Origin of the sequence: Vibrio marinisediminis (assembly GCF_014050145.1) — a bacterium.
GTDB classification, from domain to species: Bacteria; Pseudomonadota; Gammaproteobacteria; order Enterobacterales; family Vibrionaceae; genus Vibrio; species Vibrio marinisediminis.
In genome coordinates this window covers 14278-29011 of sequence record NZ_JACFYF010000013.1, presented here as the reverse complement: position 1 = coordinate 29011, position 14734 = coordinate 14278, and the positions used below count along the sequence as shown (strand labels likewise).

The following is a 14734-nucleotide window of genomic DNA, read 5'->3' as shown; positions in this document are numbered from 1 at the left end:
TTACCCTGACATACTCCGGACATTCTCTATTCAGAATTTCTTATTCTGAATACTCTGATGACGGGAGGTCCAATGAACTACAACAGTGCTATCAACCATCGACAACCGCAGACAAATCCTTCAGTGCTTGTGACTCACCTTGATCTGATTAAGTCACAACTTAATCAACTGACGCCACACCAACTCTCCGAACTGAGAGGGGCAATCGATGCCAAGTTAGAACCGAAAACAACGACGATCATCAGCGACGAAGAAAGCGCGTTTCTCCGTAGCCTATTTTAGTTATCCAATTTGCCTATTGTTCACATTCCTTACTTATGAGATTGACTATACTGTTGATTACATTAGTTTGTTCAGGGATGCGGCATGTCAAACACTCTCGAATTTCCTCTTGAGTCAGCACCATTAGACGTCGTTGTTATTGGTGGTGGAATCAATGGCGCTGGTATTGCAAGTGAAGCCGTCAATCGCGGACTAAGCGTCGGGCTTTATGAGGCCAAAGATTTCGCAATGGCAACTTCTTCAGCCAGTTCAAAGTTAATCCATGGTGGACTACGCTATTTAGAGCATGCTGAGTTTCGCTTAGTCAAAGAAGCCCTTGCCGAGCGCGAGATCTTACTTCGCAAAGCTGCGCATATAGTAAAACCGATGCGTTTTCGTTTACCGAAACAACCCGCACTTCGCCCCGCATGGCTAATACGCACTGGACTATTCCTTTACGATCACCTTTCCCGTCGTAGCCTTTTACCCCCGAGTCAGTCAATCACCTTATCGACTAAAGATGGTTTAAAACCACACATCTCAGCCGCTTTCGAATACTCTGATTGCTGGGTCGATGACGCTCGCTTGGTGATTGCCAATGTGAAGAATGCGTATCAAATGGGAGCTGAAGTACGAAATTATTGCGAAGTTCTGCACGTTAAACGAGACAAGTCATTGTGGCAAATCGAACTGTTTGACCAGAGAACGCAGCAAAAAGTCATTCGCTATAGCCGCGCTTTAGTAAACGCAACGGGGCCGTGGGCTGCCGATTTTATTGAGCAGCGCACCGATGAACACAGCCAATACCCAATGAGGCTAGTAAAAGGCTCACACCTGATTGTTAATAAGCTATACGCTGGTCGTGATGCCTATATTTTGCAAAATGCAGACAAGCGAGTGGTCTTTGTGATTCCATATTTAGACCAGTATTCGATGATTGGTACGACCGATATCCCATTCGTCGGTGACCCATACCAAGTACAAGCTTCCAATGAAGAAATAAGCTATTTGTTAGAGGTTTGTAATCAGCACTTTTGTCAGCAACTCTCACCCAACGACGTGGTTGACAGCTTTAGTGGCGTCCGTCCATTATTTGGCACCCCAGACCTTCCTGCCCAGCAGCAAAGTCGTGACTATGAACTGGTGTTACAAGCACATCACTTGCAACTGCCGATTGTTAGCCTCTATGGTGGCAAACTCACGACCTACCGAAAACTGGCGGAAAAAACCGTTGATAAGCTACAACCATACTTTGATCACCTGCAGCCAAGCCAAAGTGAGCACCATGTCTTTAGTGAAGCCTGTGGTTTGCATCACGCGACTCTAGAAAAACAGGTACATGGACAACACCCCTACCTTTCCAAGGACGCTATTCGGCGAATGGTCAATCTATATGGTGTTGAAATTTGGCAGATACTCAGCAACATGTCTCAACACAATCAGCCTTTTGTTGATGAATTGTACATGAGTGAATTGGATTTCCTTAAAAATAGTGAATGGGCGATGACCGCCGATGACATTTTGAAGCGCCGAACGAAGCTTTGTTACCAACTCACCGAGCAAGATCAGCAAGCGATTTATCATTGGTTAAGTTAAGACTGTGATCTCAGTTTTAATCTATTAGCGCAATTTACAATTTAACTTGCTGAAATTCAAAGTATAGTAATGGCTATATCTAATAATCTTTATACGACTATGCCTAATGACAATGTGGAATTGCTCATTCCTTTTTTAACGCCCGGTCTCAAGTTCTCAATCAAATTGGAGTTTGGACCTCACGACACATACGCATTCAATGCAGATTATATCGGTTGTAAGCTTGGGCAGTACGTGATCGCCGAGTTTCCGAAAAAAGCTCAGGAAGCCTTGGTTATGCGACAAGTCAACAATGCAGAAGTGGTTGTAAGAGGCATCACACAGTCAAAATTAGGTCATATTGTCGCCTTTAAATCTTCAATTTTAGGCTCGATTAATAGCCCAACAGGCTTGTTATTTCTGCGCATGCCGAAACACTTTGCATCTAAGCCTATACGCTCTCATGAACGCTACACGCTCGATCTTCCAATCAGTATAAAATCGAACACCGTCAGTTATGAGGCGACCATGCTGGATTTTTCGGTAAACGGATGCGCTATTTTTATTAAGGGTGAAAACACGCTCGATAGCAATAGTGAGATTGCCGTTGAGAGCGAACTCTCAGCCCTTCTTCCCGAGACATTGGTTTATTCCATTGTCGGCATTGAAAAACAAAAGCAAGGTCATCGTTTTGGGATTAAGTTTAACCAAACTATTGAGATGACTTCAGAACTGAAGCAAGCGTTACTAGAAAAAACGTTTCTCGCAACCCCAATTTAGGTCAAGAGTAATAATGATCTTTGTAGTATTGAAATGCCTGATTTAATGCGGCTTCTTTTATTGGTTTTACGATAACAAAGTTTGCACCCGCATCAATAAATGATCGCTTCGTTTCCAGCATACCATCCGCTGTACAAGCATAAATTGGAATCGACAACTGTAGCTCATCACGAATGATTTTTGTGGTTTCTATGCCGCCTAGATTCGGTAATTGGTTGTCCATCAATATTAAATCTATCTTCGAATTGTGCTTTAAATGCTCAATCGCATTATTGCCGTCTTGTACCCATGTCACCTTCATCCCGTACTTCTCACAAAAAGCTCGCGCAATAAAAGCATTGGTTTGATTATCTTCCACCAATAAGACTTCAAGAGTACGGTCAAACATGGTAGTCGGTTCAACTATACCGCTTTGGCTTGAAGAGAGGTTTGGCTCTAATACGCCATCAACCATCACTGTTACCATGAATCGAGAACCAATACCAATTTCGCTATCAACTTCTATTGAACCATCAAACAACTCAACAAGGCTGCAAACGATCGCCAACCCTAAGCCACTACCACCATATTCTCGTGTCGTGTGAGGTTCTGCTTGTACAAATGGGTCAAAAATATGCTGAAGACGTTTGCGATCAATACCTATGCCTGTATCTTCGACAGTAATTTTTAGTTCATAGTTAAACTGTCTTTGCTCTAAATGAATGTCGATCAATACATGTCCATGATGGGTAAACTTAATCGCGTTACTTACCAAATTAAACAATATCTGATTGAGGCGAATTTGGTCGCTAAATACTGTTTGTTCATCAACAATATTACTATTTACGATCAGTTGAATTGATTTTTCATTACATAAAGGACGATAGATTTTCTCAACGATAGTCACTAGCTCTTTTAAACGAAACTCAGAATGCTGAATATGAAACTTACCTTGCTCTATTCTCGAGAAATCCAAAATATCATTTAGAACCGCTAACAGGTGTTCACCACTGTTGATCAAAACATCGACATGCTCAATATCTAGCTCGTCGGTTAAATTCCCTTTCAGTATTTGTGATACTCCAAGAATACCATTGAGGGGGGTTCGTAGCTCGTGGCTCATTTTCGCTAAAAAGTCGGCTCTTACTTTGGCAAGTTCTTCTGCTTCTTCTCGTGCAGTTTGGCTTTGACGTTCCGCTTCAATGAAACTGGTGACATCTTGACCTTGTGACATAATATTGCGGGTTACATTATCTAGAACAATCGGGGAAAAATTCCAGCGATAGGTTTTTTCACCAATAGCGATATTGACTCCGGTGAGAGAGACTCCTTGCGCACTCATGCGAATCTGAGGAAGTAACCCTTCTTGCATTACTGGATAAAGATTGACGCCCTTCTCGTCGGTACGAAAACAACGTTCAGCTGCTGGGTTCATACGCACGACATTGCCGTTAGTATCCCATAAAACAATCGGAGACAATGAGTAATTGAACAGGTCCGCAAACTGCTTCTCTTGTTCTCTTAATCGTTTAAAAGAACGCTGAAAAGATTGACCAATCTTATTAAACTCTGAAATCGTCGAACCTTTAAATCGCTCAACATTTTTTGCTTCAATACTTTGCTCAGTATACAGCATTAGGTTTTTCAACTCATTCGAGACTCGTTGCCCTAACCAAACCCGAGTATAGATAGCGATTAGAAAAATGAGGACGACCGCTCCACCGACCCATAGGTAATGACCTCGCATTAACAATGCGATGTGAGAGTTGTTTTGAACGGTATATACCGTAAGAAAAGTGTCAACGCCGTCGATGGTCAAGTCCACTTTAGAGATCATATATTCATTAGCGTTTAAATCTGGAGAATACTGCTCCAGCCATTCAATATGTCCCACGTCTGTCTTTGAACTCGACGCGATAATCTCACTACCTACCGCCAATGCCAACTGATCAACGTTACTACCTTCAAGCAGCGCCCTGACTAAAGAAAAATTGTTATTCAGTACGACGCCCGCGTAAAAATCACCAACGACTTCACCATTATTCATCGCAATCATCGACGTACGACGAATCATTAAGTAGCGCATTCCCATTGATGAAGGCGCTCGTGATATATACCAATGGTTGCCTGTTATCAATTCAGCACTGATCAAAACAAGCTGCTCGTCTTGAATACCATAAAATTTATGGTTTTGGTCATTCCAAAAAATCGAACCATCTTTGGACATAAAACGAAAATCAGGCGATATATCAGGGTCTATCTGATCAATGCCATCAAAGAAACGGCTGATATTCTCACTATTTTCATTACGCAGTTCGCTGACAAGCGACTGGCTTCGACTATAGCTATCTTGCTGAATTTCTATTGATTTTAATCTGAACTTGAAAATTTCTTGGATAAGACTTGAGGTCTGTTGCTTAGAGCGCGCCACTTCTTGTGTCACAACTTGACGATTCACCTGAAAATTTTGCAACAACACCATCACGGTAAAAACACCGATGGTCAAAAACAGCGAATGGGTCAGTATGGTGGCAAGACGATAGTTTTTACCACGAGTTTTCCATAACTTCATTGTTGATCAGAATACCTAAAGGCGCGTTGTTTAAAACGTTCGATCTTTTCTTTTGAATCTTTCGAGGTAACAAGTTCAAAATCACCAGAATAAACGGTAGGGACCGATTTACCCTCCAAATCCCACTTGATGGCTTCGGCCATGGCAACCCCTGTATCATCGTTCATTCGCATCACGGTGAAGTCAAGCTCACCTTGTTCTATCGCTTCCAGTTCTGCGGTGCCTCCGCCCCACCCATTGATCTTGATATCTGAACGATTCAGTTGCTTAACCGCTTCAACTGCACCTAAAGCGACGTCTGTAGAGCAAGCATAAATAAAATCAATATCCGGATCTTTTGCTATCGCTGTGAGTGCCGCATTATACCCAGACTCTTGAGTCGCTTTGGTATAAAAAGAAGACGTTAATTGATAGTTGCCATGGAGAGACATGTTCTCGATAAAGGTATCCCCCCTTGCATCACTAACGTAACCTTCAGAGAAATACAACACCGAATATTTACTACCTAATCGAGTATTCTCTCTGTAGTAAGACTCAATAACATTGGCGCCCAGCATGTGATCAAAACCCACATACATAAATGGTTGCTGATCACTCCAAGCTCGAACCGGAGTCGTAATGTTCTGCAAAATTAGCTTGGTATCGCTCGAACTCAATACATGTTCAATAAACTTACGATGACGTGTGGTATCTAAGGTGAAGACCAAATAATCAGATTTGTTTTGCACCGCTTCCAAAAGCGATAGGCTTTGTTGCTTTGCGTCGAGATTGGGGCGCGTAAAGACTTGGTTTATCGTGTATTTGATGTGAAGCTCATCCATTCTAGCTTCAAATGCTTTTATATTACGTACCCAATAATCAGAAATTTGTTGCCCTGGATATACTACAGAAATAGTAATAGGTTCATTCTGTTGAACGTTCAAAGGTGATGGTTTTTCTCGCACCGTCTTTGATAGTTTTTCAGTCAATGCTCTTTGACTAGGATTAGCATCAAGATATTCATCATACTGCCAATATCCATTGAGAATTTGTGCGGTTTGAGCACATGCCACATTAGCAAACGATGAAGAAATCAAAAAAAGCGAAGCAAGCGCCAATTTATGCATGTAAATTCTCTAGTTAAATTAAACACATCTTTTAGACATGCCTTACAGATTCATGTTTTAGCCATCAAAACGATACGTTAGCTTAAACAGTATATCTCATCATATAAATCTTCTGAGACGACATCAATCAAGCTTTTTTCGCCTGAAATCAGTGCCTCCTTAACCGATTTGTTTTGCCGTTTTAGCTGTATTTCGACTTTCGAAGCCATGCTTCGACTGTCGTTTAATATCTGATGCCATTCCAACACTAATGGTCCCTTTCCTTTCAGGGCTTTCGCTCCATTACCGGAAACATGTTGGTCAAATCGCCTAGCCACATCCGTTGTGATGCCGCAATATAAAGCATTAGAGCGCATACGCACGAGGTATACGCTCCAGTTAGTAGTATTAGATTCGCTCATTAAGCTGGTCAACTAACATTCTCAATTGTTGAACTTCTTCTTTCAGAGCCATTAACTCTTCTTCAAGCAGCTCTACTTTACCAACATGGGCATGACCGCTTACCGCCGCCACTTGTAAAGAATCAACATCAACCTCACCGCTAAAAAGGTGTTGGTAACGCGACTCACGCTTACCGGCTTCACGAGGAAGTTTTACCACTAACACGCCTGAACCATGGTTGGTCATTCGTTCAAGAATTGCCTCTACTTCTTTTACGTCGGTAAACTCTGCTAAGCGGTTAGTACGCGTGCGCAATTCACCTGGTGTTTGAGCGCCGCGCAATAGCAAACAACACACTATCGCTTTCTCTTGAGCCGTTAACTTTAGGTCACCAAACTCGGTATTACAAAAGCGGTGCTGAAATTTACTCGCACGGCTATTGAAGCTGCTTTCATCGCTCACCAGACGGCGAGCAATTAGACTATCTATGGCTTCATGCACTTCACCATCAGTGAGGTTCATCACGGGTTCGCGATTGCTTTTTTGGTTACAAGCCGACGTTAAGCTATTGAGCGTTAGGGGATAGTAATCTGGTGTTGTCACTTCTTTCTCGATAAGACAACCAATTACCCTTGCTTCAATGGGAGATAGCTCAATATTCATAGGACATCCTTATTATTGTTTATTCTGTTAATGCTCGGCTAGGATTGGAATTCGCTTCATATTGCCATTCTCATCAATCATGACAATTTTAGCTCGGTTTAGCTCTACTTCCGTAATTTCCTGCTGGGTTCGTTCAAATTTGTACGCTTTAACCAACTTTCGAGTGCACGATGGAATGGAACTGTCTTCTAATTTTGGAATGATAATGTCTGATCGGCGCATATCTAGAAATTCAATTTACTGTCAACTTTGCAAAATCATATATCGTTCCATTCTCTTGCTCAATCACTTACGAAACGATTTGAACATAAAAGCACCAACTTACCGTAATGATTGATCTTAGTACTGTTAACCCCCGCTTTGTTATGATTTAATCATTGATAGTTAATGTTAAGATCGGGAAAGGAACCTATGAGTGGTGTATTTGAAATCGTATCTCAAGCTCGTCGTAAGAATAAGCTAAAACGAGAGCTTTTAGATAACGAGAAGAAAGTTCGTGATAACCGCAAACGTGTAGATTTGCTAGAAAACTTATTGGACTACATTAAGCCAGAAATGACACACGATGAAATCGTAGGCATCATCAAAAACATGAAAGCTGACTACGAAGATCGCGTTGATGATCACATCATCAAGAGTGCAGAGATTTCAAAGGACCGTCGTGAAATCAGCCGTCGTATTCGTGAATTAACTGAAGAAGACAAGCAAGTTCAAAAAGGCGTGAAAAAATAATCACCCTTCGCTAGCTAAGCAATGATTCAAGAGCCTACTTCGACATCGATGTAGGCTTTTTTATTTACAGTACGTTGACAAGTAGACTCATAATTTAACCTAATCGTTTGCGTAATCGCTAACCTTCTATCTTCATAATTTTGGGGCTTTCATCACAGAATTTCCCCTGCTATATTTTCATATAGATAAGCAAGACCTTTCGAGGCATGGACAATCCTCAACAATCTCACGACGAGAAGATGGTCACCGATACTCATCGGAAAATTTTTAGAGGGTGAATAAATGGATATGAACATGGTTGAAATTCTAGGCTACGCAGCATCTATTATGGTGGCAATTTCATTAACGATGAAAGACATCGTTAAACTGCGTGTATTGAACTTTGTTGGCTGTGCGCTATTTACGGCATACGGTTTGATGATTGACTCATGGCCTGTAGTTTTGACAAACGGTTTCATCGCTTGTGTGAACGTCTACTTCCTAGCAAAAATGCAGCAAGAAAAAAAAACAGCTAAAATAAGCACTGCAGTATAAATTCTATTACCCCAGCCCAGGCTGGGGTTTCTTTCCTTCGCCATCGCCAGACTTGCTTAAAATCAGCATAAACACCATTTCAAAGATAGATACTTTCCACACATCTAATTCAAAATTAAGACTTTATCTTAACAATGCGCCATACTGTCCGCCTATTTCACAAACAGGTGCGGTTTATGAAACGCTTTTTCCCTTCAAGCATGATGCTGACCCCTTTCTTAGTAAAGTACTACCGACACCAAGAAGAATATTGTCCTGACTCCATATCAGAAACAGACACAAACGCACATGATGCGAATATTCAGAGTGGATTATCTGCCGAAGATAGCGACAATGCTAAAGAGCAAAAAGAGTAAATAGAGAAGTGTTCTTACTGCCAACCATTGTTTATCGATAAATAAATAGCTCATATTGTTGATAAAAAACAACCGTGCACTGAGAGTACACGGCTGACGATTTACGCTTTATGAATATCGGTTTTTATTCGATCACTCACCATCTGTTGATGCCCACACCTGAGCGCAACGAACTGCCCTTTTCCAGCCTTTATATCGGCGAACTTGCTTATCAAGATCATCACTTGGTTCAAAACACTCATCACTAGACGATTTATTTTCAATATCATCCAAACCTTGCCAAAAACCAACGGCTAAGCCGGCGAGATAAGCCGCACCCATTGCGGTCGTTTCTCTCGCTTGTGGTCTTAGTACTTTGGTTTGCAATACATCTGCTTGGAACTGCATCAAGAAATCATTCGACACTGCTCCGCCATCAACCTTCAAACCATCTAATGAAACACCCGCATCCGCAAGCATCGCATCCAACACATCTTTAGACTGATAAGCAATGCTCTCAAGTGTCGCGCGTACAATATGGTTTGAACTGACACCTCGCGTTAGCCCAACGATGGTTCCCCTAGCATGCGCATCCCAGTAAGGCGCGCCAAGCCCAGTAAAGGCTGGCACAACATACACACCATTTGAGCTTTCAACTTCACGTGCCATTGCTTCTGACTGTTTAGCATGTGGCAAAAGTTTAAGCTCATCGCGAAGCCATTGAATAGAAGCTCCGCCCATAAATACTGAACCTTCTAGTGCATAAACGGGGTCTCCCACCTCATCACATGCTAGCGTGGTCAACAACCCGTGAGTGGAGGTGACACGCTGGCTACCTGTATTCATTAACAAGAAGCAGCCGGTTCCGTAGGTATTCTTCGCCTGACCCGGTTTGGTACATTTTTGACCAAACAATGCCGCTTGTTGATCGCCCACTACACCACTAATTGGAATGCTCGAGCCGCCAATTAGTGCGTGACCATATAAGCTTGATGAAGACTTAACTTCCGGCATCATTGAGTTTGGGATCCCAAATAGGCTAAGTAACTGCGAGTCCCATGTTTTACTATCGATATTAAACAGCATGGTGCGAGAAGCGTTGGTATAGTCGGTAGCATGAACTTGACCTTGAGTCATTTTCCACATTAACCAAGTATCAATAGTACCAAATAGCAGTTCGCCATTTTCCGCATGTACTCTCGCCATTGGCACGTTATCGAGTATCCATTTGAGCTTTGAAGCAGAAAAGTAAGGGTCCAATACTAATCCAGTTTTGCGCTGTATCAATTGCTCAAAACCTTCGTCAGCGAGACTATCACATATTTCTGTCGTCCGACGGCATTGCCAAACAATGGCATTGTAGATTGGTTTTCCTGTATTTTTATTCCACACCACCGTAGTTTCACGTTGGTTGGTAATACCAATAGAGGCAATCTCATCACTGCTGATTTCAGCTTTTGCAATCGCTTCCGATAAAGTTGCACTTTGGGTGGCATAAATCTCTAGCGGATCATGCTCAACCCAGCCCGCTTTCGGGTAAATTTGCGTAAATTCACGTTGAGATATACTGACAACATTGGCATTTTGGTCGAATACTATTGCTCGAGAGCTTGTGGTGCCTTGGTCTAAAGCAACAATATACTTCTTTTGTTTCACGCGAAAAATCCTATCTATTTATCTTTATAATAATTATAGGCAGATATAAAAACGAGAATAGCGACTAAGTCGATATTCTCGTTTTAAAGCAAGTTGATATGGTGTGTTTGGCGATTATTCAGTCGATAATATAAATCGAAGTTCCGCACGACGATTGCACGCTTTGCCACTCGTGGTCGAATTGCTGCAAGCTGGCGCAGTCTCACCATACCCACGCGTAAAAATAAGTTGCTTGTTGACTTGATTGCTAACCAATCGTTGCTTAACGGCATCCGCTCTTTGCATCGATAACGTGTCATTAAATGCCGACCCACCGCTACTATCAGCGTGCCCATCAATAACCACATCGATACCCGGTTGCGAAGCGATATAACGCCCAATGGTATTGAGCCAATATGCTGATTGATTTGAAACTTGCGCCGATCCTGTCTGGAATTTAATGGTATCCATTAGACGGATCATTTTATAACCACCGGGTAGTACTTCATATTCAAGATTATTCTTGGCAAGGAAGCTTTCTAATGAGTGTGGCTGGTAAGCATTTTTCTCACCATAAGGGCCTTCTACTCCCGAACGAGCAACAATGGTGGCATCACCCCATTCCGGATGTAACACATCTCTGTCACTTTGCGGGGCGACGGATAACATATTACTGGTCAAAACGTCTGTCGGCAGTGAACCACATCCGCTCAACATCAATACCGCCATGCTTAATCCCAGAGGTAAAAACTTCATTACATCACCATATAATCTTATGCTTGCTAAGTTTATATCGTTCAAAACCGCAAAAGCTTTAGCCAAGCGTAGAAAAATCTAACTAATTTTTCCAAAATTCTGTTCATCGTTTGACACAAGTAGCTACTTAGATGGATAAGTTGTTAAAATTTACTAATCAACGCTAGATAAGCATTTGTTTCATGCCGTGTTAACGGTAAAATCTGGCAACTTTGTGCACGCAAACGCGTTCTAAATGAGATAACAATATGAAAAAAATAATCGCTCTACTTCTCGTTGGGGTGTCAGCATTACTTGCTGGTTGCTCTGAAAGTACGACTCCAGTTGAAGGTGAACAGTATACTCAACTACCTGCAAACCTTTCTGTTTATCGCCTACCACAGGTCACTGAAGTATTTTCATTGAACTGCGGTCACTGCAAACAAATGGAATCTCAACTACCAAAACTTGAAAAGCTGATTGACCAAAGTGTGGGTAAAGTTCACGTAACATTTAATGAAAGTGCACAAATTGGCGCGATGATTTACTACAGCGCAGAAATGCAGTTAGGCAAAAAGCCTGATCACCAGATGATGCTTGATCTATTTTCTGCCGTTCAAATGGCTGATGGTGCAACGATGGCAGAGAAAAAAGCCGCCATCGACAACGCCTTTCAAAGCCGCGGTTTAGTATCACCATACGACATTACCGAAGAGCAACAGCAACAGTTGTTCCAAGCAATGCAACTTGCTGACGACATAACCACTAAAGGTGAGATTAATGGCGTACCAACGTTTATTGTCAACGGTAAGTACGAAATCATTACTTCAGGTCACCAAGACATTGAAAGCATCGCTAACACAATTAACTACCTAATTAAAAAGTAATTTACTGGAAAGGACTCATGACTAAAATTATCTTCCCTATTGTTGTTTTCGTTCTCGCTGGTTTCTTCATTTACCGCACGTGGACAAACCACAAAGCGGCTGACGTAAACTTCGAGCTAGGGCAAGCATTCTTGGCTGAAAATGGCGTAAAAGAAGGCGTGATTACCACTGAGAGTGGTCTTCAATACTTGGTGTTAGAGAAAGGTGAAGGTACGGTTCACCCAACGAAAAGCAACAAAGTAAAAGTGCATTACCACGGCACTTTAATTGATGGCACTGTGTTTGACAGTTCGGTAAACCGTGGCGAACCAATTACTTTCGGTTTAGGTCAAGTGATTGCTGGATGGCAAGAAGGTCTAACTTATATGACTGTTGGTGACAAAGTTCGTCTATTTGTACCAAGTACTCTAGCTTATGGCAAAAATGGAACGGGTCCTATTCCTCCGTCAGCAACACTGATTTTTGATGTCGAGCTTCTCGATATCCAATAATTATCACGCGATAATCGAAAAAACCGCTCATCATGAGCGGTTTTTTTTTATGACTGTGCTTTTAAAAAAGACTCGCAACAATGATTAATTGTGCTTAGCTTGAACATACTTTTTACTGACATCGACGACGGCAACATCTTTAAAGAAACTACGACCAAGCAACACTGGGAAGTTAAGATGTGTTCGGTCAGCTAAGGTAAACTCTGTTTTGTCTTTCATGTCACCAATTTCGATCCATGCATGAACAACCGCTCGTCGTTGTGTGCCATCGGCACTGGATTGTTTAATTTTTACCCAACGCTCAACCGGCAGAGCGATCTCTTTACTATTCACACCTTCATGAGCCATTTTAAACTTAACCCAATCTTTGCCGTCTCGTTCAAATGGCACAATATCAATTGCGCTAATTGATGAGGTGGTTGCTCCCGTATCAATACGCGCACGGAAAGATTGCTCAAGCCCTGGTATGTATACCCACTCCTTTTCACCCAAGATCAATTTACCATCAGAGGTTTTCTTATCCACCATGACAGGTGGTTTTGGTTCGGGTTTAACAGCAGGTTTCGCTTCAGGCGTCACTTCGACCTTGGTATCTGTCTTTGGCTGTTCAATGGGTTGGTCTAAGGTTGGTTGCTCTGGCTTCGTTGTTTCTGATTGCTGAGCATTGTTCTGTGTGGCACAAGCGGCTAACGTGCTCGATAAAATAATAAGAAAAGTAGCATTGCGAATTTTCTTCATTCAATCCCCCAATTGACGTTTTTATTGTCAAAAAAGGCTCTTTCGAGCCTTTTTTACTTATGAAACTTTATAGATTGCATCCGCGACGTAGGAAATATCACCTTCAGTTAGGCCTGCAATATTGATTCGACCATCACCGACACCATAAATCCCAAATTCTTCACGCAAGCGAGACATCTGTTGTTGACTAAAGCCTAGCACAGTAAACATGCCTTTGTGCGATTGGATAAAGTCAAAATTGGCGCTATTGTGTACGGTTCTAAACTCATGACACAAAGCCTCACGAAGAGAGACCAAACGTTTTTGCATCCCGGTGAGCTCTTGCAGCCAAAGGTTTTTTAATTCAGCGTCTTGCAATATGGTCTTAACCAATGCTGCGCCGTGATCAGGTGGCATGGTGTATGTTGCACGCGCCATTGTAAGTAGCTTACCACGAGCGTTAAGGGCATCTTTCGCCGAGCGACCTAATACAATCGCCGCACCAGTACGTTCACGGTAGAGTCCGAAATTCTTAGAACAAGATGTGGTAATCATCATCTCTTCTACGCGTTCCGCCATATAACGAAGACCCGCCGCATCTTCATCGATACCATCACCAAATCCCTGATAAGCGACATCAACAAATGGTGTAAACCCTTTGTCTTGAGCAAGTTGAGTCAGTTGCTGCCAAGTCTCTAAATCGATATCTGCTCCCGTAGGGTTATGACAACAGCCGTGCAGCAATACCACATCGTCTTTCCCCGCATGAGATATCTCTTCGAGCATACGCGCTGTATCAACTTGCTTAGTCACAGGACAGAAGTAACTGTAGTGCTTAACTTTAAGCCCTGCGGCTTCCATTACTGGTTGATGGTTTACGTAACTAGGATTTGATAACCATACCGTAGTATTAGGCTGAGCGATTTTCATTAAGTCACCCAACATACGCAATGCGCCACTAGCACCCGGCGTTTGAATAGCAGAAACTCGATCAAGCACAGGTGAATCACCTAACACAAGAGAAACCATTGACTGGTTAAACTCTTCGCAGCCAGCTAACCCTACATAAGATTTTGTTTTCTGTGTATCTAATACTTTATGTTCAGCAAGACCTATTGCTTGCATGATTGGTGTTTCGCCTAAGCTGTTTTTATAGACACCAATTCCAAGATCCACTTTTTCTGAGCGCGGATCATTCCTGTAAGCGACAGAAAGAGAAAGTATTGGATCTAGTTTTGGTTCTGGTAAATGAGAGAACATGAAAGTCACAACCCTTTGAAATTCATCGTTGATAGTGATAATTAAGTTAACACTAGTTCTTTAAAATTTCGACAATTAAACATCTATCAGA

At 42.1% G+C, this 14734-nt stretch carries 17 protein-coding genes; 8 read left to right on the top strand and 9 right to left on the bottom strand.

Features of this window, described 5'->3' with window-relative positions:
* Positions 1-72: 72 nt before the first annotated feature.
* The 3 genes from H2O73_RS16515 to H2O73_RS16505 all read left to right on the top strand — a co-directional run bounded on the left by H2O73_RS16515 (position 73) and on the right by H2O73_RS16505 (position 2616).
* Positions 73-282, top strand: a complete 210-nt coding sequence (locus tag H2O73_RS16515; RefSeq protein ID WP_182110105.1) for a hypothetical protein — start codon at positions 73-75, stop codon at positions 280-282.
* Positions 283-366: 84 nt separating this feature from the next.
* A complete protein-coding gene (gene glpD / locus H2O73_RS16510) occupies positions 367-1857 on the top strand; it encodes a glycerol-3-phosphate dehydrogenase (protein WP_182110032.1) in 1491 nt (496 codons plus the stop codon).
* A 69-nt stretch (positions 1858-1926) separates the two neighbouring features.
* Positions 1927-2616: a PilZ domain-containing protein gene (locus tag H2O73_RS16505; RefSeq protein ID WP_246335955.1), complete on the top strand. Its 690-nt coding sequence runs from the start codon at positions 1927-1929 to the stop codon at positions 2614-2616.
* Position 2617: 1 nt separating this feature from the next.
* Here the strand turns inward: H2O73_RS16505 and luxQ are convergent, their stop codons facing one another.
* The 5 genes from luxQ to H2O73_RS16480 all read right to left on the bottom strand — a co-directional run bounded on the left by luxQ (position 2618) and on the right by H2O73_RS16480 (position 7539).
* Positions 2618-5167 carry a quorum-sensing autoinducer 2 sensor kinase/phosphatase LuxQ gene (gene luxQ, locus H2O73_RS16500; protein ID WP_182110031.1) on the bottom strand — a complete coding sequence of 850 codons (2550 nt, stop codon included), beginning with the start codon at positions 5165-5167 and terminating at the stop codon, positions 2618-2620.
* Positions 5164-6273 carry a substrate-binding domain-containing protein gene (locus H2O73_RS16495; protein WP_182110030.1) on the bottom strand — a complete coding sequence of 370 codons (1110 nt, stop codon included), beginning with the start codon at positions 6271-6273 and terminating at the stop codon, positions 5164-5166. Before H2O73_RS16495 ends, luxQ begins: the two co-directional genes overlap by 4 nt.
* A gap of 77 nt (positions 6274-6350) precedes the next feature.
* The gene (locus H2O73_RS16490) at positions 6351-6674 is read right to left on the bottom strand and encodes a GIY-YIG nuclease family protein (protein ID WP_182110029.1); all 324 of its coding nucleotides are present in this window, start codon (positions 6672-6674) and stop codon (positions 6351-6353) included.
* Positions 6661-7317: a YceH family protein gene (locus tag H2O73_RS16485; protein WP_182110028.1), complete on the bottom strand. Its 657-nt coding sequence runs from the start codon at positions 7315-7317 to the stop codon at positions 6661-6663. Before H2O73_RS16485 ends, H2O73_RS16490 begins: the two co-directional genes overlap by 14 nt.
* 27 nt (positions 7318-7344) lie before the next feature.
* On the bottom strand, positions 7345-7539 hold the full coding sequence (locus H2O73_RS16480) for a hypothetical protein (protein WP_182110027.1): 195 nt from the start codon (positions 7537-7539) through the stop codon (positions 7345-7347).
* Positions 7540-7728: 189 nt separating this feature from the next.
* On the opposite strand from H2O73_RS16480, the gene H2O73_RS16475 reads away from it, so the two are divergent.
* The 3 genes from H2O73_RS16475 (at position 7729) to H2O73_RS16465 (ending at position 8939) form a co-directional block, all read left to right on the top strand.
* A complete protein-coding gene (locus tag H2O73_RS16475; RefSeq protein WP_182110026.1) occupies positions 7729-8049 on the top strand; it encodes a DUF496 family protein in 321 nt (106 codons plus the stop codon).
* Between the two features lie 282 nt (positions 8050-8331).
* Complete coding sequence (locus H2O73_RS16470) at positions 8332-8583, top strand: YgjV family protein (protein ID WP_182110025.1); 252 nt, start codon at positions 8332-8334, stop codon at positions 8581-8583.
* Positions 8584-8759: 176 nt separating this feature from the next.
* Positions 8760-8939, top strand: a complete 180-nt coding sequence (locus tag H2O73_RS16465; RefSeq protein ID WP_182110024.1) for a hypothetical protein — start codon at positions 8760-8762, stop codon at positions 8937-8939.
* Between the two features lie 132 nt (positions 8940-9071).
* On the opposite strand, the gene glpK is transcribed toward H2O73_RS16465, so the two are convergent.
* Positions 9072-10574, bottom strand: a complete 1503-nt coding sequence (gene glpK, locus H2O73_RS16460; RefSeq protein ID WP_182110023.1) for a glycerol kinase GlpK — start codon at positions 10572-10574, stop codon at positions 9072-9074.
* 114 nt (positions 10575-10688) lie between these two features.
* The gene (locus H2O73_RS16455; protein WP_182110022.1) at positions 10689-11309 is read right to left on the bottom strand and encodes an OmpA family protein; all 621 of its coding nucleotides are present in this window, start codon (positions 11307-11309) and stop codon (positions 10689-10691) included.
* Positions 11310-11557: 248 nt separating this feature from the next.
* Between H2O73_RS16455 and H2O73_RS16450 the strand changes: the two genes are divergently transcribed.
* Both H2O73_RS16450 and bamJ read left to right on the top strand, forming a co-directional pair.
* Positions 11558-12175, top strand: a complete 618-nt coding sequence (locus H2O73_RS16450; RefSeq protein WP_182110021.1) for a thioredoxin domain-containing protein — start codon at positions 11558-11560, stop codon at positions 12173-12175.
* Between the two features lie 17 nt (positions 12176-12192).
* On the top strand, positions 12193-12666 hold the full coding sequence (gene bamJ / locus H2O73_RS16445; RefSeq protein WP_182110020.1) for a BamJ family beta-barrel-assembly machinery protein: 474 nt from the start codon (positions 12193-12195) through the stop codon (positions 12664-12666).
* Positions 12667-12750: 84 nt separating this feature from the next.
* Here bamJ and H2O73_RS16440 read toward each other — a convergent pair whose 3' ends face one another.
* Positions 12751-13404, bottom strand: a complete 654-nt coding sequence (locus tag H2O73_RS16440) for a putative ATP-dependent zinc protease (RefSeq protein ID WP_182110019.1) — start codon at positions 13402-13404, stop codon at positions 12751-12753.
* 57 nt (positions 13405-13461) lie between these two features.
* On the bottom strand, positions 13462-14643 hold the full coding sequence (locus H2O73_RS16435; RefSeq protein WP_182110018.1) for an amino acid aminotransferase: 1182 nt from the start codon (positions 14641-14643) through the stop codon (positions 13462-13464).
* Between the last annotated feature and the right edge of the window lie 91 nt (positions 14644-14734).